The sequence below is a fragment of the Phaeovulum sp. genome (assembly GCF_047638075.1).
Lineage (GTDB): Bacteria > Pseudomonadota > Alphaproteobacteria > Rhodobacterales > Rhodobacteraceae > UBA6197.
Window position 1 is genome coordinate 1 of the sequence record NZ_JBLJBV010000063.1, and the last position, 21,965, is coordinate 21,965.

21 protein-coding genes are annotated in these 21,965 nt (G+C 57.1%); 3 read left to right on the plus strand and 18 right to left on the minus strand.

Going from position 1 to position 21,965, the window contains the following annotated elements; all coding sequences use genetic code 11:
* Nucleotides 1–61 precede the first annotated feature (61 nt).
* The 4 genes from ACM62R_RS09415 to ACM62R_RS09430 all read right to left on the minus strand — a co-directional run bounded on the left by ACM62R_RS09415 (nt 62) and on the right by ACM62R_RS09430 (nt 2,536).
* The gene (locus ACM62R_RS09415) at nt 62–760 is read right to left on the minus strand and encodes a phosphatidylserine decarboxylase (RefSeq protein WP_415183800.1); all 699 of its coding nucleotides are present in this window, start codon (nt 758–760) and stop codon (nt 62–64) included.
* A 225-nt stretch (nt 761–985) separates the two neighbouring features.
* A complete protein-coding gene (gene rpsI / locus ACM62R_RS09420; protein WP_415183801.1) occupies nt 986–1,477 on the minus strand; it encodes a 30S ribosomal protein S9 in 492 nt (163 codons plus the stop codon).
* 2 nt (nt 1,478–1,479) lie between these two features.
* The gene (gene rplM, locus ACM62R_RS09425; RefSeq protein ID WP_415183802.1) at nt 1,480–1,944 is read right to left on the minus strand and encodes a 50S ribosomal protein L13; all 465 of its coding nucleotides are present in this window, start codon (nt 1,942–1,944) and stop codon (nt 1,480–1,482) included.
* Nucleotides 1,945–2,110: 166 nt separating this feature from the next.
* The gene (locus ACM62R_RS09430; RefSeq protein WP_415183803.1) at nt 2,111–2,536 is read right to left on the minus strand and encodes a PaaI family thioesterase; all 426 of its coding nucleotides are present in this window, start codon (nt 2,534–2,536) and stop codon (nt 2,111–2,113) included.
* A 53-nt stretch (nt 2,537–2,589) separates the two neighbouring features.
* On the opposite strand from ACM62R_RS09430, the gene ACM62R_RS09435 reads away from it, so the two are divergent.
* Nucleotides 2,590–3,375 (plus strand): enoyl-CoA hydratase, encoded by a 786-nt coding sequence (locus ACM62R_RS09435; RefSeq protein WP_415183804.1) that lies wholly within the window; start codon nt 2,590–2,592, stop codon nt 3,373–3,375.
* Nucleotides 3,376–3,541: 166 nt separating this feature from the next.
* Here ACM62R_RS09435 and ACM62R_RS09440 read toward each other — a convergent pair whose 3' ends face one another.
* The 7 genes from ACM62R_RS09440 to ACM62R_RS09470 form a co-directional block, all read right to left on the minus strand.
* A complete protein-coding gene (locus ACM62R_RS09440) occupies nt 3,542–5,026 on the minus strand; it encodes a mannitol dehydrogenase family protein (RefSeq protein ID WP_415183839.1) in 1,485 nt (494 codons plus the stop codon).
* Entirely contained in the window at nt 5,026–5,799 is a 774-nt protein-coding gene (locus ACM62R_RS09445) for an L-iditol 2-dehydrogenase (RefSeq protein ID WP_415183805.1), read from the minus strand. Before ACM62R_RS09445 ends, ACM62R_RS09440 begins: the two co-directional genes overlap by 1 nt.
* Nucleotides 5,796–6,800, minus strand: a complete 1,005-nt coding sequence (locus ACM62R_RS09450; RefSeq protein WP_415183806.1) for an ABC transporter ATP-binding protein — start codon at nt 6,798–6,800, stop codon at nt 5,796–5,798. Before ACM62R_RS09450 ends, ACM62R_RS09445 begins: the two co-directional genes overlap by 4 nt.
* 12 nt (nt 6,801–6,812) lie before the next feature.
* The gene (locus ACM62R_RS09455; protein ID WP_415183807.1) at nt 6,813–7,643 is read right to left on the minus strand and encodes a carbohydrate ABC transporter permease; all 831 of its coding nucleotides are present in this window, start codon (nt 7,641–7,643) and stop codon (nt 6,813–6,815) included.
* Nucleotides 7,644–7,670: 27 nt separating this feature from the next.
* A complete protein-coding gene (locus tag ACM62R_RS09460) occupies nt 7,671–8,543 on the minus strand; it encodes a carbohydrate ABC transporter permease (RefSeq protein WP_415183808.1) in 873 nt (290 codons plus the stop codon).
* A gap of 111 nt (nt 8,544–8,654) precedes the next feature.
* Nucleotides 8,655–9,968: an ABC transporter substrate-binding protein gene (locus ACM62R_RS09465; protein ID WP_415183809.1), complete on the minus strand. Its 1,314-nt coding sequence runs from the start codon at nt 9,966–9,968 to the stop codon at nt 8,655–8,657.
* A 106-nt stretch (nt 9,969–10,074) separates the two neighbouring features.
* Nucleotides 10,075–10,938 (minus strand): LacI family DNA-binding transcriptional regulator, encoded by an 864-nt coding sequence (locus ACM62R_RS09470; protein WP_415183810.1) that lies wholly within the window; start codon nt 10,936–10,938, stop codon nt 10,075–10,077.
* A gap of 310 nt (nt 10,939–11,248) precedes the next feature.
* Here ACM62R_RS09470 and ACM62R_RS09475 point away from each other — a divergent pair, with 310 nt between their 5' ends.
* Nucleotides 11,249–12,214: a carbohydrate kinase family protein gene (locus ACM62R_RS09475; protein WP_415183811.1), complete on the plus strand. Its 966-nt coding sequence runs from the start codon at nt 11,249–11,251 to the stop codon at nt 12,212–12,214.
* A complete protein-coding gene (locus tag ACM62R_RS09480) occupies nt 12,211–13,464 on the plus strand; it encodes a class II D-tagatose-bisphosphate aldolase non-catalytic subunit (RefSeq protein WP_415183812.1) in 1,254 nt (417 codons plus the stop codon). The genes ACM62R_RS09475 and ACM62R_RS09480 overlap by 4 nt, the downstream gene beginning before the upstream one ends.
* 52 nt (nt 13,465–13,516) lie before the next feature.
* On the opposite strand, the gene ACM62R_RS09485 is transcribed toward ACM62R_RS09480, so the two are convergent.
* The 7 genes from ACM62R_RS09485 to ACM62R_RS09515 are packed head-to-tail and all read right to left on the minus strand — an operon-like array spanning nt 13,517 to nt 21,944.
* Nucleotides 13,517–14,215, minus strand: coding sequence for an ABC transporter ATP-binding protein (locus ACM62R_RS09485; protein WP_415183813.1), 699 nt, complete (start codon nt 14,213–14,215; stop codon nt 13,517–13,519).
* Nucleotides 14,208–14,996: an ABC transporter ATP-binding protein gene (locus tag ACM62R_RS09490; protein WP_415183814.1), complete on the minus strand. Its 789-nt coding sequence runs from the start codon at nt 14,994–14,996 to the stop codon at nt 14,208–14,210. Before ACM62R_RS09490 ends, ACM62R_RS09485 begins: the two co-directional genes overlap by 8 nt.
* Nucleotides 14,996–16,177, minus strand: a complete 1,182-nt coding sequence (locus ACM62R_RS09495) for a branched-chain amino acid ABC transporter permease (RefSeq protein ID WP_415183815.1) — start codon at nt 16,175–16,177, stop codon at nt 14,996–14,998. The genes ACM62R_RS09490 and ACM62R_RS09495 overlap by 1 nt, the downstream gene beginning before the upstream one ends.
* A gap of 3 nt (nt 16,178–16,180) precedes the next feature.
* The gene (locus ACM62R_RS09500) at nt 16,181–17,098 is read right to left on the minus strand and encodes a branched-chain amino acid ABC transporter permease (protein ID WP_415183816.1); all 918 of its coding nucleotides are present in this window, start codon (nt 17,096–17,098) and stop codon (nt 16,181–16,183) included.
* A 47-nt stretch (nt 17,099–17,145) separates the two neighbouring features.
* Complete coding sequence (locus ACM62R_RS09505; protein ID WP_415183817.1) at nt 17,146–18,288, minus strand: branched-chain amino acid ABC transporter substrate-binding protein; 1,143 nt, start codon at nt 18,286–18,288, stop codon at nt 17,146–17,148.
* A 60-nt stretch (nt 18,289–18,348) separates the two neighbouring features.
* Nucleotides 18,349–19,938 (minus strand): hydantoinase B/oxoprolinase family protein, encoded by a 1,590-nt coding sequence (locus tag ACM62R_RS09510; RefSeq protein ID WP_415183818.1) that lies wholly within the window; start codon nt 19,936–19,938, stop codon nt 18,349–18,351.
* Nucleotides 19,938–21,944, minus strand: a complete 2,007-nt coding sequence (locus ACM62R_RS09515; protein ID WP_415183819.1) for a hydantoinase/oxoprolinase family protein — start codon at nt 21,942–21,944, stop codon at nt 19,938–19,940. The genes ACM62R_RS09510 and ACM62R_RS09515 overlap by 1 nt, the downstream gene beginning before the upstream one ends.
* Nucleotides 21,945–21,965: the final 21 nt, after the last annotated feature.

Below are 21,965 nucleotides of genomic sequence, written 5' to 3' on the forward strand. Positions count from 1 at the left end.
TTGGAAGCAACAGCAAAAACGGCATCTGCTCCTGGTCGCGCGGTTCCATCATCTGGGCCCCCTAACGGATGCCGCCCGCGCGTGCGGGCTCGGTTGCGGCCAAATCGGCCAGAACAGTTTCTCCGGCGATCATCGTCTGCCCGATCACCACCAAAGGCTGCACGCCGTCCGGCAAGTATACATCAAGACGCGATCCGAACCGGATCAGCCCGAAACGGTCACCAGTCTGCAACACCTGCCCTGGCTGAACCTCGCACAAGATCCGGCGTGCCACCAGCCCCGCGATCTGCACGACGCCCAGCATCCTGCCATCCGCCATCTCGATCGCAAGGCCGTTGCGTTCATTGTCGACGCTGGCCTTGTCCAGCGAGGCATTCAGGAACTTGCCAGGCCGGTAAGCCACAGCGGTGATTTTGCCCCCAACCGGAACCCGGTTAACATGGCAGTTGAACACATTCATGAATACCGAAATCCGGGTCATCGGCCGGGTGCCGATGTTCAGCTCGGCGGGCGGCACGGCGGGCTCCAGCAGGCTGATCACGCCATCGGCGGGGCTGATGATCAGCCCCGGTCGTGTCGGCGTTACCCGCACCGGATCACGAAAGAAATAATAAACCCAGATGGTCAGCCCTGTGCCGACCCAGCCCAACGGCTCCCAGATCAGAAACAACAGAACCGTGATCGCCGCGGCAATGGCGACAAACTTGCGCCCTTCACGGTGCATCGGCTTGATAAAGGTAGACAGCATACTGACGGACATCGGGAACCTTTCCTTGCGTAGCCTTGTGTTTAGCGCAAAGCGGAGGCCATGCAAACGCCTGCCCGTTCGACTAGCTTCAAATATCCGCGGCAGAGCGTACCGAACCCGACCTTTGCGCCAACATCATGCGGCGAAGCCTCCGGCGGGAGTATTTTGGCCAAACAAAAGCGCAAAGAAAAACGCGGCCCCGAAGGACCGCGTTCTTTTTGCAGGTTTGCAATCGTCTCAGCGCTTGGAGAACTGGAACGAGCGGCGGGCTTTTGCCTTGCCGTATTTCTTGCGTTCCACCACGCGGCTGTCGCGAGTCAGGAAGCCAGCGGCTTTCAGCGCGCCACGCAGGCTGGGTTCATAAAGCTGTAGCGCTTTCGAGATGCCGTGCTTGACCGCGCCGGCCTGACCTGACAGGCCCCCACCGGCAACAGTGGCGAACACGTCAAACTGGCCTTCGACCCCGGCAACCGTAAACGGCTGGCGCAGGATCATTTGCAGCACCGGGCGGGCGAAGTAGACGGCCATTTCCTTGCCGTTCACCACGACCTTGCCCGAACCCGGCTTGATCCAGACGCGGGCGACCGCGTCCTTGCGCTTGCCGGTCGCATATGAGCGACCCAGGCTGTCACGCTGCGGGGTGCGGGGTGCTGCAACTTCGACGGCGGCAGCGGGGGTGCCCGCCACGGCCGATTTCAGATCGTCGAGAGATTTGAGTTCTTCAGCCATCGTCATGCGCTCCGGGTGTTCTTGGGGTTCATCGACGCTACGTCGAGAACCTCGGGGGCTTGGGCTTCATGCGGATGGGCGGCCCCGGCGTAAACGCGCAGGTTCGACATCTGCTGACGGCCCAGACGGTTGCGCGAGATCATGCGCTCGACGGCCTTGATCACCACACGTTCGGGGTGGGCGCCTTCCAGCACCTGCTCGGCGGTGCGGAACTTGATCCCGCCCGGATGGCCGGTGTGCCAGTAATAGCGCTTGTCGGTGCGCTTGGCGCCAGTCATCTGCACCTTGTCGGCGTTGATAATGATGACGTTGTCCCCCATGTCCATATGAGGGGTGAAGGTGGCTTTGTGCTTGCCACGCAGACGCATGGCGACGATCGTGGCGAGGCGGCCCAGAACGATGCCCTCGGCATCAATCAAGATCCACTTCTTTTCGATCTCCGCCGGTTTTGCGGTATAGGTTTTCATCAGCTTTTGGCCCTTTGGTAGGCTTGTGCAATTCAGATGGCGGCTTGTCGGGGATTTTCCGGTGAAAATCAAGCACCATGCGCGCATTATAGTTGTGTAAGTTCAATGCTTTATAAAATAGGTATTAAAATACCCCACCCAGGCTGCGATTTCGGCCAGCGATCCGCTATACCGCGACCGGAGGAATCGAATAGGTCATAGCGGCCCGCGCGACCGGATGCTCCTGCCCTTGCGAATGGATCAGCGCATCGCCAACCGCCAGCACCCGCCCCAGCTTCAGCAACCGGGTGCGCGCAATCAGGTCAACCCCGGCTACGGGTTTGCGCATGAAATCAATGCTGGAGCTGGTCGTCACCGCCAATGCCACGGGACCCAGACGCGAAAGAATGGCCAAGTATACCGCTACATCCGCAAGTGCAAAAATCGACGGGCCCGAAACCGTGCCACCGGGGCGCAAATGCCGCTCTGCCACCTTCAGGCGCACAACAATACCCGTAGGCGTCAGGGCCTCCACCTCGAAATCAGCGGCCACCTGAGGAAATTCCCGCGCAAGAAAGGCGTGCAGCGCGTCTTTATCCATCGTCAGTTGCATCTTCCCTCCAATCAGATCCCGGCCTAGAGTTTCGCCCAAAGGGAGGAATGTCCATGAGTGATCTGCTGTTGCGAGAAGACCAGGCAGGTGTCGCCTATATCACGTTGAACGCACCGCGTAGCCTGAATGCGCTGTCGGATGCGATGCTCGCGGCGCTGAAGGCGATGCTGACGGATCTTTCGCACGATGACGAGGTGAAGGTGGTGGTGCTGAGGGGCGCGGGCAAAGCGTTCTGTGCCGGCCATGACCTTAAGGAAATGCAGGCCGGTCGGGCTGCCGCCGATAACGGGCGTGCCTATTTCGCTGATCTTTTTACACGTTGCGCCGCGGTAATGCAGATGATTTCCGTCCTGCCCCAACCGGTGATCGCCGAGGTCCACGGCATTGCCACCGCAGCAGGTTGCCAACTTGTTGCCTCCTGCGACCTCGCCGTTGCCGCCGAGGGGACGCGCTTTGGCGTGAACGGGGTGAATATCGGGCTGTTTTGCTCAACCCCGATGGTGGCGCTGACGCGCAATGTGCCGCGCAAAGTGGCGTTCGAGATGCTGACCACGGGCGAGTTCATCACCGCCGACCGCGCCCATCAGGTAGGGCTTGTCAATCGGGTCGTCGCCCCCGAGGCGCTGGCCGACGAAACATCGCGCCTTGCCGCCACATTGGCAGGTAAGCTGGGATCAGTGGTCAAAATCGGCAAGCAGGCATTTTATCAGCAGGCGGATATGAGCCTTGCCGACGCCTATGAACATACGGCCGCCGTCATGGTCGACAACATGCTTTTTCGGGATACGAACGAGGGCATTTCAGCCTTCATAGAAAAACGAAAGCCCGATTGGGCATAGGGCGAGTATATATAGGCACAGACAGATTCATCCGGCGCGATTGTGATAGACGTCCCCTTATCGCTGCCAAGGTCGCAATTGCGGCCTTGGCCTTTCAGGTCGCGACCATCGGCATGCCCCCATAGAGGCGCCCGGCATTTCTTGAACCGGACGCCTTGGTGGGCGGTTACGCCTGCCCCGTATAAGACCGAAGAGCGGCTTCACACCCCTCGGACCAGATCAGCCCCAACCAATATGCAAACGCATCGGCAAAGCGTGGTGTATCTGCCAGATCGCCATAAATATGCACCTGTTCAAGCCAGGCTTGCGGCCGGGTTTTCGCAGCCGTAGCGGCGCTGTTCAACCTGTCCCAGAATGGGTCATTCGGATCTATTCTTGAGCCATCTTCACGCGTACCTTCGCACATGCGCGCCCAAAGTGCCTCGACCAGGGCCAGCCCATTGATCGGCGCACCCGACGCGAGGCCCGCACGCAGGATCGGCAGGACAAACCCGGTGTGGCGCGATGACCCGTCAAAGGCCACACGGCGGGTTGTATCGACGATTGCCGGGTTGGAAAACCTTCGCTCGATAAGGTCGATATAGGCCGCAGGGGTCATCCCGGGGACGGGTTTTACATGGGGCGCTATCTCCTCCTCCTCGACTTTTCGAAAGAGGGCGCGAATTTGCGGATGATCCATGCAGCCTGCAATCGTCGCAACCGAAAGGATCTCTCCGGGGTTGGCAATGACCTGATGACCGGCATTCAGAATGCGGATCTTCATCGCCTCATAGTCGTGAACGTGGTCTGTGAGGGTGGCGCCGACGCGGTCCCAATCGGGGCGACCCGCGCAAAAGTCATCTTCAATCACCCATTGACGGAAATTCTCGTGGGTGACAGGCGCCTCGTCCACAATGCCAAAATCGCGAACCAAGGCGATTTCCCGCGGACCAGTCGCGGGGACGATGCAATCGACCATGGAATTGGGAAAACTACAGTTCCCATCAATCCAATCGGCAAGTGCGGGGTCGGTCAGACGGCAAAGGCCGACAATGGTTTGCCGCAAGATCTGGCCATTGCCTTGCAGGTTGTCACAGCTTTGACAGGTAAAAGGCCCCAGATCCTGCGCACGTCGCAGTTTCAGTGCCGCGATCATCGCCCCAAAGGCAGTTTTCGGCGTTGCGGGATGGGCCACATCGTGCTGGATATCAGAATGATCTGCATCAAAGCTGCCATCCACGGGGGACATATAATAACCACCCTCGGTCACAGTCAGCGCAACAATGCGGATTGCGGGATCTGCCATCTGGCGAATAAGGGAGGCATTCCCCTCTTGCACGGGAACATAGTCGACCATGGCCCCGGTAACTTCGGCGGATTTGCCCGATGGATCAAGCTCGATCAAGGTAGTCAGATAATCTTGCGCATGCAGCTTTTCGCGCATGATCGCATCACTTGCGCGGACGCCTGCGCCAACGATGGCCCAATCGTGGTTGAGCCCCGCATCAAACAGGCGATGCAGATACCATGCCTGGTGCGCACGGTGAAAATTGCCAAGGCCGATGTGGACGATTCCGGCGGTCAGCGCCGCGCGGTCATAGCGCGGGATGCGAACACCTTCAGGAAGTGCGTTCAAGGTCGCATTGGAGAGTTTTACCTGCACGTTTTCCATCAGCTCATCCACTGCCCGCCGTCAACGTTATACGTCTGGGACACAATGTAATCGGATTCAGAAGACGCAAGAAAGACCGCCATCCCTGTCAGATCGTCCGGCGTGGCAAAGCGGCCAGCCGGAACGCTTGCTGCAACCTCGGCTTTTTTCTGACCGGGCTTTTTGCCCTCAAGCTTTGCGAACATCGCGTCGACATGGGCCCAATGTTCCCCCTCCACGACGCCTGGTGCGATCGCGTTGACGTTGATGCCATGTTTGATCAGGTTCAAACCCGCAGATTGCGTCATCGAGATCACTGCCGCCTTGGTCGAGCAATAGACCAGGACCAGGCTTTCACCTCGACGGCCCGCTTGTGACGCCATGTTGATGATTTTGCCACCATGGCCCTGTGCAATCATCTGTTTGGCGGCCGCCTGCATCGTGAACAAGGTGCCACCAACGTTCACGGCGTAAAGTTTGTCATAGCTGGCGCGCGTGATGTCCACGGTTTCTGCGGCATCAAACAAAGCGGCATTGTTGATCAAGATATCCAGTTTACCCGTTTTGGCGACAACGGCCGCAATAGCCGCGTCAATGCTGGCTTGATCGCCAACGTCGATTTGCACGGCATAAGCCTGCGCACCGATTTCATCAGCCGTGGCCTGGGCCGCTTGCAGATTGATGTCGGCAACCGCGACGGTAGCGCCTTCACGGACATACGCTTCGGCAAAGCCCCGGCCAATACCACGGGCCGCGCCAGTGATCAGCGCTGATTTTCCTTGTAAACGGCTCATTTCACTCGCAGTCCTTTGTCATCGAAGCGATGGATCTTGTCAGCTTCCGGGGTAAGAAAGACGGTATCATTGGCTTTGAGTTCAATCTCGCCGCTGACACGCACTGTCAGGCTTTCAGCCAGACCGGTATCGTGAACATAAAAGAACGTATCCGAACCGAGGTGTTCAGACATGCCAACGCGACCTTTCCACTGCCCATCGCTTGGCGAAACAACAATATGTTCGGGGCGGATACCTATGGTGGTGGCGCTGTGTTTTTCGGCCTCGGCACCGGTGATCAGGTTCATTTGGGGCGACCCGATGAAACCCGCCACAAACACATTGCGCGGGCTACGATAGAGTTCAAGCGGGCTGCCAACCTGTTCAATATAACCTTTGCGTAGCACGACGATCTTGTCGGCCATTGTCATGGCCTCTACTTGGTCATGCGTGACATAGATCATCGTGGTCTTGAGCCGCTTGTGCAGTTCGGTAATCTCAAGCCGCATTCCCACACGCAGGGCCGCGTCAAGGTTTGACAACGGTTCGTCAAACAGAAATGCCGCCGGTTCACGCACAATGGCACGCCCAATGGCAACCCTCTGACGTTGCCCACCCGAAAGCTGACCGGGCCGCCGGTCAATATAATCGGACAGGTTCAGGATCTTTGCGGCATTGTCGATGCGCCGGTTTTGCTCGGCCTTGTCCATGCCCGCCATCCGCAGGGGAAAGGCGATGTTTTTACGCACGGTCATATGCGGGTAAAGTGCGTAGCTTTGAAACACCATGGCAAGGCCGCGTTTCGCGGGTGGCGTCAAAGTGGCGTCTTGCCCATCAATGCGGATCTGCCCACCCGACACATCCTCAAGCCCGGCGATCAAGCGCAAAAGCGTCGATTTTCCACAGCCAGAGGGGCCAACGAAAACAACGAATTCACCCTCTTCGATGGTTAGATCCAACGGCGGAATGACTTCCACATCGCCAAATTTCTTTGTTACTTTATCTAGGGTAATGCGTCCCATGATCTTGGATCCCTATTTTACTGCGCCAAAGGTCAGGCCGCGGACAAGTTGTTTCTGGCTGAACCAGCCAAGGATGAGGATAGGCGCGATAGCCATGGTCGAGGCGGCGCTCAGCTTTGCGTAGAACAGGCCTTCGGGGCTGGAATAACTGGCGATGAACGCCGTAAGCGGTGCGGCATTGGCGGCCGTCAGGTTCAGGGTCCAGAACGCCTCGTTCCATGCCAGAATGACATTCAGCAGCAGGGTCGATGCGATGCCCGGCACCGCCATTGGCGTCAGAACATACAGGATTTCAGACCGCAGGCTGGCGCCATCCATCCGGGCCGCCTCCAAAATCTCGCCGGGGATCTCGCGGAAATAGGTGTAAAGCATCCACACGATGATCGGCAGGTTCATCAAGGTCAGCACAATTACCAACCCCGTGCGGCTATCCAAAAGCCCCGTATCGCGGAAGATAAGGTAGATTGGGATCAAGACCCCCACCGGTGGCAGCATCTTGGTGGACAGCATCCACATCAGTATATCCTTGGTCCGCTTGCCGGGAACAAAGGCCATCGACCACGCCGCCGGCACCGCGATCAGCAGACCCAGAACGGTAGAGCCGACCGAAATGATGACCGAGTTCCAGAAGTGGCGAAAGTAATCCGAGCGTTCCTGCACGGCCGTATAATTCTCCAGCGTCCAGTGGAAATTGAATAGCGACGGTGGGTCGGCAATCGCCTCAGCCTCGGTCTTGAAGCTGGTCAGGATCGTCCACAGGATCGGAAAGAAGATCATCAGCCCAAGCGTCCCCGCCAAAACCGTCACGCCAATCTTCTTCCGGGTTGAAATAGCACGGGCCATCAGTGGTCCTCCGGTGTGTTCAGGGATTTACGCATCAAGGTTTTTGCCGATGGCGCGCATCAGGAAAATCGCGACGATATTGGCCAGGATGATCGCAATCACGCCACCCGCCGAACCCGCCCCAACATCGAACGACAACAGGCTCTTGGCGTAAACGAGATAGGTCAGATTGGTGCTGGCAGTGCCGGGGCCACCATTTGTGGTCACCAGGATTTCTGCGAAAACTGATAGTAAAAAGATCGTCTGGATCAGGATCACAACGGTAATCGCACGGCTTAGATGCGGCAGTTTGATGTGGAAAAAGCGGCTGATCGGCCCCGCGCCATCTATTTCGGCGGCTTCCAGTTGCTCGCTATCCAGACTTTGAATTGCGGTCAGCAGGATCAGCGTCGCGAAAGGTAGCCATTGCCAACTGACGATCCCGATGATCGACGCGAGCGGCGCCTGACTTAGAAAATCGTAAGGCTGTAATCCCAAGGCTTTGGCGCCATAGGCAAACAGGCCATTCGCGGGGTGAAGAAACATGTTCTTCCATACCAGCGCCGAAACCGTTGGCATCACGAAAAACGGCGCAATGACAAGAATTCGAATAAACCCCTGGCCGAACATCGGCATATCCAAAAGCAGCGCAAACAACACCCCCAAAACAATGGTGATGATCAAAACCCCCACCACCAGAACCAGGGTATTCTGCATCGCTTGCCAGAAAGCGGGATTGTCAATGAAACTTGAATAATTCCGAAACCCTACCCAACCTTGGCGGTCAGGAGAAAGCAGCCGATACCGGCGGAACGAATAATAAAGCGTCATCAGCAACGGAACGATCATCCAGACCAACAATAAGAATGTTGCGGGGGCGATCATGATCCGGGCAGCGCTGCGGGAATGCTGTGTGGACATGGGGTTTCATCCTGCAAATGCGGTTGGAACGACCAATAGTATCAGAAGGGCGCTCTAAAAAATAGCGGGGCCAGCCAGTTAGCACGGCCAGCCCCACCGATAAGAGGTTGTTTAATTGTAACCGGCGTCCTGCATCTCGGTCACGGCGGCGGCCTGCGATTGCTTGAGGGCCTCTTCACCCGTCATGGTGCCGGCAAGAGCTGCTGCAAGGTTCTGCCCAACCGTCGTGCCAAGCCCTTGGAACTCGGGGATCGCAACGTACTGAATGCCAGTGTACGGCACGGGCTCAGCAGTGGGGTTGGCTGGATCAGCCGCCTGGATCGACTTCAACACCGTTGCCGCAAACGGTGCCGCGTCAATGTAGTTTTGATTGGCATAGGTCGAGCTACGCGTACCAGGGGGTAGCGCAACCCAGCCTTTTTCAGCACCAACCAGATTGATGTATTCTTCGCTGGTGGCCCAAGCGGCAAAGCTTTTTGCGGTATCGGTCTTTTGGGAACTTGCCGGAATGGCCAGCGACCACGCCCAGAACCAGGCGTTGCCATTTGGAACCGTTGCGTGCGGCGCTGCGGTAAAGCTGACATTTGCGGCAACCTCGGATTGCGCGGGGTCAAACACACGACCCGCGGCCGATGTAGCGTCGATCCACATGGCGCAATGGCCGGTCTGGAACAGTGCCTGGTTTTCGTTATAGCCGTTCGAGGTTGCACCCGGAGGGCCATATTTGGTCATGACATCCAGATAGTAGTTCATCGCGTTGCTCCAGGCTGGCTGATCCAGCTGTGGAACCCAGTTTTCATCAAACCAGCGGCCGCCATTGGTATTCACCAGCGTGCCAAAAAACGCCATGTTCTCGCCCCAGCCCGGCTTGCCGCGCAAACAGATGCCGTACTGCTCTTTCGATTTGTCGGTCAGCTTTTCAGCAAACCCGGCAATCTCGTCATAGGTCGGCTGTTCGGGCATGGTCAGACCTGCGGCATCGAACAGGTCCTTGCGGTACATCGTGAACGAGCTTTCCGCGTAGAACGGCAAGGCATAAAGCGTGCCTTCGCTTGACAGGCCTGCCTTTACCGCTGGTATCAGATCATCGTAGTTGTAACCTTCAATGCCATCCACCGAAGCCAGCCAGCCCTGCTTGCCCCAGATCGGCGCCTCGTAAGAGCCGATCGTCATGATGTCATACTGACCACCCTTGGTTGCGATGTCGGTCGTTACGCGCTGACGCAGGACGTTTTCTTCCAACACGACCCAGTTGATCTTGTTCCCGGTCGCCTCTTCCCATTTTGAGGAAAGCTCTTGCATGACGATCATGTCACCGTTGTTAACGGTGGCAATGGTAATTTCTTCAGCCGAAGCAATGGTAGTCAGACCAGCAACAAACCCGAGCCCGGCAGCCGTACCAAGCAAAATGCGCTTGATGTTCATAATATCCTCCCATTTTTTACATGTGTAAAACTTAAGGGAGAATCTGTCATCACGTCAATGAATTATTTTGCGCCCGAAATTGCCGCGACGCAGCATTCATGCAAAGTCAGGCGGATTCGCGCAATTTTAGCGAACCTTCAAACAGGTGAACTTGCGGTCCGCCGCCGCCATTTTCATCGCTGATCATTTCAACCAACCGTGAAACCGCAGTTCGCCCAATGGCTTCGAAGTCCTGCGCAACCGTCGTCAGGGCGGGCACTGTGAAAGGACACAACGGGTAATCATCGTGACCCGCGATGCGCAGCCCCCCCTTGGCGCCGCGCCCAGGCACAAGGCCATGCCGCGCTGCAGCACGCAAGGCCCCGATGGCAACTCGGTCATTCGCGCATAGAATCGACCGATCAGTGTAAACGCCCCTTGAAAAATAATCGCTCATCACCGCCTCGCCATGGGATTCGAAATGCCAGTCTTCGGCAAGCAGATCGGTGCCGATGACAACCGGCGCATGCCCAAGCCTCTCCATCCTCTTTATATAGGCGCCTTCACGTTCAAGCGCGTTGAAGTTCACCCTCGGCATAGCCAGGAATATTGGCGGCTCACCAACACGGCACAGATATTCCGTAATAAGACCAGTGCTTTGCATGTGATCCGTGCCGACAAAATCAACATTCGGCATGGTCGCCGGATGCGAGTCGACAAGCACAAAAGGCAGCCTTGATCGCAGGCGCTGATGCACCGCCCGATCACTGTGGTTTCCCAGCGGCGCCACCAACGCGCCGTCGACGCTCATTGACATGAACGTTTCTGCCGCACGGGCCTCAATCGCCGGGTCGGCATGGGAGCATTGGGTAATGACCGTAAAACCGGACTTCATGGCCGAAATTTCAATTGATTCAAGTAGCTTGGTAAAGAAAAGATCGTTCAGATATGGAATGATGACGCCAATGATATTGGTTGATTTGCGGTTCATCCGGGTTGCAAAGAAATTGGGAACATACTCGACACGCTCCAACCCCAGTCGGATTTTCTCAGACGTAGACCTGCGAACACTATCCGGGCTTTGAAAGTAGCGTGACAAGGTCGGGCGCGAAACGCCAATCATAGCAGAGAGCTCTTCCATCGTGTCGATTCTCGGCTTTTTCAATTGCATTGCCCTTCCCTTTGCTCTTTCGCTCTCCGCCGTTTGGACTGCACTGTCAACATGACGCTAGCATAGCACTCAAATTTTGACACGCGTAAATATTTACTCTAAACAACACTAGAAGCGGAGGATACCCAAGATGCAAAAAACTGACGCCATCGCCACCGTCGGTGAGATTCTGGTTGAGTTTGTATCTCATACAAAAGGGTGCGCGCTGGAGCAGATCACACAGTATTCGGGCCCCTACCCCAGCGGTGCGCCCGCGATTTTTCTGGATCAGGCCGCGCGCATGGGCGCACGGACGCTTATGTTCGGCGGGGTCGGGGATGATGGTTTTGGACGAGCCATTCTGAAGCGCCTAAAGGACGATGGTGTCGGGACCGAAGGCGTTTCCATAGTAAAGGGGCGCACGACCGGCACAGCATTCGTGTCTTATTTTGAGGACGGCAGGCGCGATTTTATTTTCCACCTGGCCAATACGGCGGCAGATTCATTTCACATTGCGCCGGATACCCTACCCCAAGACCCGGGTTTTTTGCATATTTCAGCCGCCTCTCTGGGCATTGCACCGCTACGCGATTCAATCCTGTCGACAATGCGTCATGTCCTGAACGCCGGTGGCAAGATCACCTGTGATCCAAACGCAAGACCCGAACTCATGACCGATGTATCGGCCCGCGAGGCGTTACAAGAGGTGGTTGCGCACAGCTACTGCCTGATGCCCAGCACCAGCGATCTGAACTTTCTCTTTCCTGACCTCAAGGAAGAGGAAGCGATCGATCATCTGCTGCAATCGCGCGCCAAGATCATCGTGATCAAACGGGGTGCGGCCGGCGCAACTGTTGTCGGCAACGGTAAGCGCCATGATTTCGCCGGGCACAAGGTCACGGAAATTGACCCGACCGGCGCCGGCGACTGTTTCTGCGGAACGTTCGTTTCATTGCTTGCACAGGGCGCATCCTTGGACAGGGCGGGTCAACTGGCCAATGCTGCGGGGGCCATATCTGTAACGCGCCGCGGCCCGATGGAAGGAAACTCGACCCTGAAAGAGATCGAATCCTTTCTTTCAGCGCGCGGCATCACCACAGAAGGAACAACAGCATGATCGACATCAAGGCGCTTATTGACGCAAACCGTGCTGGCGACGCCAAAGGTCTGCCATGCTTTTGCACCGCGAATGAACATGTCATCCAGGCGGTCCTTGCCTTTGCGGCCAAGACCGGTTTGCCGACCGTGATTGAGGCAACTTGCAATCAGGTAAATCAGGATGGTGGCTACACCGGAATGACCCCCGCAGATTATATGGCGTGGGTTAAAGGTTTGGCCGCAAAGGCCGGTGTGCCGATGGATCAGGTGGTCATGGGGGGCGATCACCTCGGCCCCAACCCCTGGCGCAAGGAACCGGCAACGGTGGCCATGGAAAAGGCGCGCGAACTTGTCCGGCTTTATGTCGCGGCCGGGTTTCGCAAAATCCACCTTGATGCGTCCATGCCGCTTGGCGGTGAACCTGCCTTGACCTTCGAACAGGTTGCCGAACGCGCTGCGGATCTTTGCGTTGTTGCTGAAACGCATGCGCCGGACCCCGAACAACTGATTTACATCATCGGCACCGAAGTTCCGATCCCGGGCGGCGAAACCGACGCGATGGACGCCCTGGACATTACTTCTGTTTCGCGCCTCGAAGATACGATCACAACCCACCGGGAGGCGTTTTCCAAACGGGGCTTGGGCGCCGCATGGGCACGCATCGTTTCGGTCGTAACGCAGCCCGGTGTCGATTTCAGCCACACCTCTGTTTTCAAATTTGATCCCGCACCCGCCAAGCCACTTGCAGACGCAATATTGGCAGAACCAAGAATGAGCTATGAAGCACATTCAACCGATTATCAGCCGACAGCATCACTCGCCCAACTGGTGAAAAGCCACTTTTTCTTTCTCAAGGTGGGGCCGGAACTGACATTCCGTTTTCGCGAGGCGGTCTTTGCCCTGGCCGAGCTTGAAATCCTGATCGCGCCAGCAGCGCCGTCGCACATGAAAGAGATCATCGCCCGGCGGATGGTTGAAAACGACAGCTATTGGCGTGACTACTATCAAGGCACCGCCGAAGAAATAGCAATGCTACGGTCCTTCAGCTACAGTGATCGTATCCGATATTACTGGTCGGATCCTGAGGTGGCGGCGGCGCTGGCGCACCTTATCCAGAACCTGAAAGACGCCCATCTTTCTGAAACTGTGGTTTCGCAATATTTTTCAGGCTTGGAGTTTGGCGATATTCCGACAAATCCAGAAGATCTCATTTCACGACATATAGAGGCCTGCGTACGGCGGTATTTTATCGCCACCGGCGCGCTTTAGCCCGCGCGCGCAATCTATGCGGCTGCCCCCGTCGGAAAGGGGGCGGCCAAAGTCATAGATAGAGTTGGCGCACCGTGTCATCGCTTAGCAGCTCTGCACTGGTTCCGCTTGCCACGACCCGTCCGCGGATCAACAGGTACCCACGGTCCACGATTGAAAGCGCGGTTTCAACGTTCTGTTCAATCAACAGAACCGTGGTCCCCTTTTTGTGGATCGTTGAGATGATCGAAAAATATTCGTCGATCAATTTGGGGGACAACCCAAGCGAGGGTTCATCCATCACAACCAAGGCCGGATCACCAATCAGCGCCCGCGCCAGGGCCACCATCGCCTGTTCACCGCCTGACATGGTGCCGGCACCTTGCCGCAGACGTTCACGAATACGCGGGAAAAGTTCGGCCATCGCCTCAAGCCGGTCTTCGAATGGCACGCTGCACCGGGCGGCATCATAGCCAAGCATGAGATTTTCGCGCACCGTGAGCGTGGGAAAAAGCCGCCGCCCCTCGGGAACGAACCCCACCCCCAGCGCCGCAAGCCGTTCGCTGCGTATATCAGCCAGGTTACGCCCACGAATGCGCACCTGCCCTTTATCAAGGGCAAGAAGGCCGGCAATAGCCTTGAAAGTCGTGCTTTTACCAGCGCCGTTAGGCCCCAGAAGGCAAACCAATTCGCCCTCGGCCACATGCAAATTGACCTCATTCAGCATGGCAACCACGCCGTAACTTGTAGAGACGGATTCGAGCTTAAGCATTGGCGGCCTTCTGTCCTAGATATGCTTCCTGTACGCGTTGCATCTGGCGTATCTTGCTGAAATGATCTTCGGCAATCTTCTGACCGTAATCAATCACCGCGACCCGGTCAGGCATGGCCCCGACCAGGCGCATGTCATGTTCGATAATCAGATAAGACAGCCCCGGCCTTTCAAACATGGTGGTGTGAATATCCTCGATCAGCGCATCTGTATCGCGGTCGTCCATCCCCGAGGATGGTTCGTCCAGCATGATGATCTTGGGCTCAGTGGCAAGCGCGCGCGCAATTTCCAGCCGGCGCCTGTCGGCCTGCGGCAAGGTTCCCGCCAGGCTATAGCGTCGCTTGTATAGATCGGGCGAGACAAGCTGAAGCAGCTCACCCGCGCGTTTGGCTGCACCGTCAAGTTCAGCGCGCGACCGGCTGGGGCGCAGCAGTGCCCCCAGCACACCGGTTTTGGTCTGCGTATGCATCCCGATCACCACGTTATCCACCAGCGTCAGATCCCCAAACAGACGGCTTGATTGGAATGTGCGCGCAATTCCCGCTTCGGCAATCTTGTGGACGGGTTGCCCGGTTATGTCGCGCCCATTCAGATGCACGCTGCCTGAACTGGGTCGGTAGATGCCGGAAATCAGGTTGAAGAGGGTTGATTTACCGGCCCCATTCGGACCGATGATGCAAAGGATTTCTCCTTTTCCAACACTCAGGCTTATGCCGGCCACCGCGACCAACCCGCCGAAACGGACACCCAGGTCGCGCGTCTCCAGTACTGCAGGTTCCATCACTTCACCTTGTAGTTGCGCTGCCGCTGCGGAAACAGGCCCTGCGGACGCAGCAGCAAGAAAAGAATGACGATCACGCCAACAAACAAAAGTCGGTAATCAGCGAATATTCGGAGTTTCTCAGGCAGCATCGTCAGAAGGAACGCCCCCACGATCACACCCAGCGTGTTGTCCATGCCGCCGACAATCACCATCGTCATGATCGTCACCGACACAAGGAAGGTAAAGTTGTCTGGCGAGATGTAACTGACGTAGAAAGCATAGATTGTGCCGGCAAAAGCCGCCAGAAACGCATCCACACCGAACGCCAGCATCTTGTACCAGACCACGTTGATGCCCTGACAGCGCGCGGCCAGTTCGTCCGCACGCAGCGCATTCCACGCCAGACCCACACGGCTGTCATGCAGCCGACGCGCGCACACAATCGACAGCGCCACCAATAGTGCAGACAGGTAATAGAAATTGGCCTGCCCCGGCGCCCGAAAACCAAAGATCACGATTGGCTGGGTGAAGGAGTGGCCAAACAGCGACGGCGCAGGGATACCGACCAAGCCGTTTGGCCCTCCGGTCCAATCAAAGTTGTTAAGCAGCTGATGAATGACCACGCCAAAGGCAATGGTAACCAGCGCAAGATAAGTCTCGCGCGTGCGCATCGAGGGAAACCCCAGGCCAAAGCCAAAGATCGTAGCCACGAGCGCGGCAATGGGCAGCGTCAGCCAGAACGACAGACCAAAGTTTATGGCCAAAAGCGCCGATGTATAGGCCCCGATCCCATAAGAAGCGCCGGTTGCGAAGTTCGGGATATTGGCGCTACCCAGCTGAAAGTTCAGCGCAAGCGCCAACACAGAGTAAAGCTGCGCAAGGATCAGCAAGTGCAACGCATAGCTGCTGCCCTGAAGCATGAATGGATAAACTACGATTATAGCAATCCCAAGGCCGATGGTTAGCGCGCGTGCACCATGAAAAGCTTCGATGATCCTCTCTTCTATGGCCGGGCGTGCTTGCATCAATGCAAAACCTGCGCCCAACAATCCAAGGATGGCTATGATAATGCGAGAGTCATCAGCCAACAAAAATACACCCAAAAGGAGCGCACCGATTACTTCCACGCTTGCGACAATAGCAAGGTCCGCCGCCTTGGGGCCGTGACGCTCTACGAAAATGTCTTGGCTACTGTTCATTTGTCAGACCTTTTCCACGACCGGTTTGCCGAAAACGCCAGACGGCTTCAGCACCAGCACCAAAATGACCAGCAGGAAGACAAAGACGATCCGGTAAGAGGCACCTTCTGCCATCGTCGCCTGCACGAGGGTTTCAATCCCGGCAATCAGCAGGCTGCCCAGAATGGCGCCCGGCATGCTGCCGAGGCCCCCGATAACCGCAGCCGAAAAGCCGATCAGCCCCAACTGGATGCCGAAATCGAAACGCACCACCCCCGCATAGCTGGCATAAAGAATACCGCCGACCGCCCCCACCGCCGACGCGATAAAGAACGTTGCGGCGAAAACATGTTCCGGGTTGATGGCCATTAACCGGGCAATGTCGCGGTCTTCGGCGGCGGCACGGATGCGCACACCTATTTTGGTGTAACGCATGATCGTAAAGAGCAAACCAACCAACAAAACCGCAACCGCAATCACGAACAGGCTGTAGTAAGGAATGGTTATGTCCCCCACGGTCAGACGGCTGGTCAAAAGCGAGGGAAACGGCTTTGGGTTGCTACCCTGGGGATAGATACTGCGGATCAACTCACGGATGACCGTGCCAAGCGCCACCGTCGCCACCAAAGCCATCATTGCCGGCGCACCCCGGAACCGACGTATCACCAGCCATTCCAGTAAGATGCCAAGCAGCCCCACCGCCAGAATTGCAGCCGCGCAGGCCAGTATCAGCACCGCTATACCGCCGGCCGCCAATGACGTGCCCAAAAGCGCCTGCAATACCGCAAGCGTGACAAACGGCGCCACGATCGAGACGTCACCATGAGAGAAGTGGATTACGTCCAGCACGCCAAAGAGCAGGCTGAATCCGATCGCAACCAGCGCGTAGATACAACCAAGTACAACCCAATTTAACAGGTACTGGATCAAAATCGCATCCATAGATTTTCTCCATTAGAATATGTCGCCTCAATCGCAGCGCCTTGGCTTCACTCGCCTTTGGTCACCCATTCACCGTCCTTGACGATCTTGATATCGATCGACACCGGAACCTCGGTCTGACCGGTCTCATCAAACGTCGTTGTGCCCAGCGCGCCCTCATATTTGATGTCCCGCACCGCCTGCACGAGGGCTGCGCGATCGTCGATCCCGACTTCCTTGATGGCGGCAAGTAGGATGTTGGCTGCCTCGTAGGCGTATTTCGTATAAGGGCTTGCCGGCTCACTGAAGTTCTGGGCCTCGTAATCGGCGTTTAGCTGTTCCAGTTTTGGGTTGGACTGGGCAGTTGGATAGCTGACCATGGTTCCTTCGGCCGCGCTGCCGGCCAGTGCGATGAATTCGGGGTCATAAAAACCGGTCGTTCCGATCAGCGGAATATCATCCAGACCAACTTCCAACTGCTGTTTGCGCAGCAATCCCGCTTCGGTGATGACACCGCCAAAATAGATTGCATCGGCACCCGAACTCTTGATCTTGTTCAGGACGGATCTGAAATCGGTGGTACCCACTGGCAGCAGCTCGGTCGAGACGACTTCGCCACCCGCATCCTTTAAGTAGGCGCCAAAAACCTGCGCGTTGGCGGTTCCGTAGTCAGAGGTATCTGCGACAATCGCAATCCGCTTCGCGCCAAGGTCATTAACGGCCCATTCAGCCAGGGGCTTGTTCTCATTCGTCAACGTCGGCGTGACGCGTGTCACCTCTGGGAAATTCTGCTCGGTGATCTTTGGGCTGATCGCCCCCCAGATGATGAAAGGCATCTGGGCACGGTTGAAAACGGGTATCGTCGCCAACGCAACAGAGCTGTTCCAGTGCCCCGTGGCCGCCACCACATCAGGGTCATTGATCAGTTTCAGCGCAGCACCAACCCCGGTCTGCGGATCAGAGGCATCGTCAAGCACAACCCCCTCGACGTGATAGGGGTAGTCACCCGCATTGGCCTGTTCAATGGCCAGCAAAAAGCCGTTGCGCGCGCCCAGACCCTGCTGTGCCGCACCGCCGCTGATCGGGCCGATGAAACCGAGTTTGATGGTTTCCTTGTCCTGCGCCCACGCCCCCAGGGGTGAAAATGCAATGGCGGTGGTCAGGCTCAAAACGGCAAGAAGTCCGCGCCGTGTAAAGTGAGGATGGTTCATTTTTATTCTCCCTTGTTATCGCTCTTTTTGGTTGGTTAGGTTGGTTGTTCTTGATGCCCGTCAGTGCCCCTGTTCGGGCGCCCCATAGCCGCCGCCACCGCAAGAACGCACGATGACCAGATCACCGCTGTGAATGCGGATATTGGTCTTTCCGGGCAGGGGGCTATCTTCATTTGAGCCTTGTTTTCTAAGGATCATTTCGAATTTTGCGCCCTCTTCACCGCCCTCAAGGCCATAGGGCGCAACGTCGCGGCGCTCAAACATGGTGGTCAGGGTTACATCGTTGACCCGCATCCGGTAGGCGCGTTCCTGACCACGCCCCCCCTCATGTCGGCCATGCCCCCCCGAGTGTTCGCGAAGCCGCTGGTATTCAATATTGATCGGATACTCTGTCTCGATGATCTCGGCGGGGGTATTCATCACGTTGGACATGTGGGCCCGGATGACATCCGCGCCATCGCGATCAGCACGGGCGCCTTCGCCGCCGCCGTGGGTCTCGTATAGCGTCACCCATTTGCCGTCTTCACGACAGGCGCCGAACAAGGCCAACCCCGAAGTGGTCGGCCCCCCGGCTGTCACGCGCGCGGGCACGACCCTGGCCAGCGCCCGGAAGGCGGCGTCCGCGATGCGCTGGCTTGTTTCGTGGTTTCCCCCGACCACCGGCTTGTCGGGGCGGGCGTCACAGATCGACCCGGGCCGGGTAATAACCTCGATCGGCCGGTAGCAGCCCCCGGAGGCCTGCAGATCAGGCCCTAAAAGCGACTTGATCACATAATAGGATGACGCTGCAGTGATGTACCGGGTCGTATTGATCGGGCCGGGGACGTTGTCATCCGAACCTGAATAATCCATCGTGACGTTGTCATCACGAACCGTGATCCGCACGCGGATCTTGGCCGCAGGACCGCCATGGCCGTCATCGTCCATGCTATCGCTGCCTTCATAGACACCGTTGGGCAGGTCGTGGATGGCGCGCCGCATCTGGACCTCGGCCTGATCGTGCATAGCGGCGAATATCGCCTCGACATGATCGGCGCCCCATTTGCGAAACATATCGTGCAGCCGGCTTTCCGCGACCGAAGTTGCGGCAATCTGGGCCAGAATATCACCGCGGCAGGTTTCGGGCGCACGCACGTTGGCCAGCACGAAACCCAGCTTTTCTTCGTCGATACCGTCTTTTGTGACAATACGAAGCGGTGGAATGCGCAAACCTTCCTGCCAGCAATCATAAGCATCGGCAAAATAGCTGCCCGGCGCGCCGCCACCCGTATCACCCCAATGGGCAAGGCTGATCGAAAACGAACGGATCTTGCCTTCGTAAAAGATCGGCCGGATACATTTGACATCCGGCAGATGGTTTCCGCCAACATCGGGCAGATTTAGCATCCACACATCGCCTTCGCAAAGCTGCGCCTTGGGAATGACCTTCAGGAATTCCCGCACTGTAAAGCTCATGACACCCATGTGCATCGGCACGTCCTGGCCCTGCGCGATCTGGAAGCCATCCGCATCGGTCAGGTTTGACGACAAATCCCCCGCTTCGCGCAGCACTGGCGAGCGTGCCGCACGCATCACCACCAGCGACATTTCCTCAGCAACTGAGGATAACCCATTGCGGACGACCTCAATCATGAACGGATCGACAGCCATCAATCTTCTCCTACCTGGATATGAATATGTCCAAAGCTGTCCACCTCGAACGTGTCTTTGGGCGGAACAATGATGGTCGACCAATCATCCTCGATGATCGCGGGGCCAGCGATTACCTTGCCTACGGGCAATCTGCTGCGATTAAGGATTGCCGTCTGCTGCGTGCCACCTTCGCGGAACGTGCAATTGCGCAGCCCCATTTCAGGGTCGCCGCCGCTGATGCTGGCGTCGGTTCGGGCCACCTTTGCCGCGACATCCTCAACCGTGGTGCGGATGGCACTCAGCTCCCATGGCTCATCGGTAAAGAACCCGAACAATTCGTTATGCGCAGCATGGAACTGCCGGCCCAGCGCCTCAACATCATCAAGATTGGCGTTCGGCACCGGCACGTCATAGCTTTGGCCGCTATAGTGGATCAGCGCCACCTCAGCGGTTTTCAGGTTGCCGTCCTTGTGACCGGATATCTGCATCTGACCGCTTACAACCTGCCTCAGGTCGCGCCGGATCGCGTCGATCTCTGCCTGATCCCAAAAGATGCTTTTGATATTGACCGTGCGCTGCTGCGACAGGCTCATTTTTGCCGTAACACAGCCCAAGGCCGAATAACCTGACGAAAACGCAGGGCAAAGAACCTTTTTGATACCGAATTGCCGGGCAACAAAGGCGGCATGCATCGGGCCGCCGCCGCCAAAGGCGATCAACGTGCATTCGCGCCCATCAACGCCGCGTTCGACAGTAACGTTATTCAGGGCCCGAACCATGTTGGAATGGGCGATCCGAAGAATGCCAATCGCAACCTCTTCGACGCTCTTGCCGATTGCGTTGGCAATGGGTTGGATCACTGAAACCGCTGCCTGACGATCAAGCTGGATCGTGTTGCCCAGAACCTTGTCTGCGGGCAGATACCCCAGCACGATGTTGGCGTCTGATATCGTCGGTTCTGTACCGCCACGGCCATAGCATGCAGGCCCGGGCGTTGCACCGGCACTGCGCGGACCAACCTGTAGAACAGGCCCGTCCATGCGCGCGATGGAACCGCCACCCGCACCAATCGAATGCACCGCCACCATCGGCAGCCGGACACGACGCCCGCCAATTTCGTGATCGGCGGCGATTTCGGCTTTGCCGTCGAGGATTAGACAGCAGTCCGTGGTGGTGCCGCCCATATCAAAGGTTAGCGCCTTGTCGATGCCAAGGTTTTGTATCGTGCCCACCGTGGCACCAACCCCCGCCGCCGGGCCAGACATGGCAAGCAGCAAAGGATTGCGGCCAATCACATTGGGCGCCACCATTCCACCAGACGAGTGGAAGAAGTAGAAACTACTTTTGTCGGGTTTGCGCGCACTGATTTCCGACAGATAACTGTCGACGCGGTTGATGACGCTCGCGCTTAGGATCGTGGTGTTGGACCGTTCGTATTCGCGGCTTTCGGGGCTGATCTCGTGGCTTAGGCAAACATAATCGACCACACCCGAAAGCGCCTCACCGATGCGTTTTTCGTGAATGGAATTACGGTAACCATGCATCAGGCAGACGGCCACGGAATTCACGCCACTCGCCTTGACCTCATCGACCAGGCGGACCAATTCCGCGTCGCTCAGCGGCGTGACAACCTTTCCGGTCCAGTCGATACGCTCATCAACCTCAAGCCGGAGTTGGTTTGGCACCAGTGGCGGCAGTTTAGGCAGCTTGTCGAGATGATAAATATAAGTGCGGCGCACCCGGCCAATTGCGATGGTGTCCTTGAACCCTTTGGTCGAAATCAACGCCACGCCGCCAAGCCGATTTTCAACGATGTCGTTGGTAACCATGGTCGTGCCATGGGTCAGCTCATGCACATCTGACCATTCAAGCCCAACCGCCTTGATCGCAGAAACCAATGCTTCGATCGGATCATGATAACGGCTCGGAACCTTTGCCGAACGTATCTCACCGCTATTCGCATCACAGGCGACCACGTCAGTGAACGTGCCACCAATGTCCACCCCAAGACGCCAGAACTTCATGCGAAACCCTCGTTTTTCGAA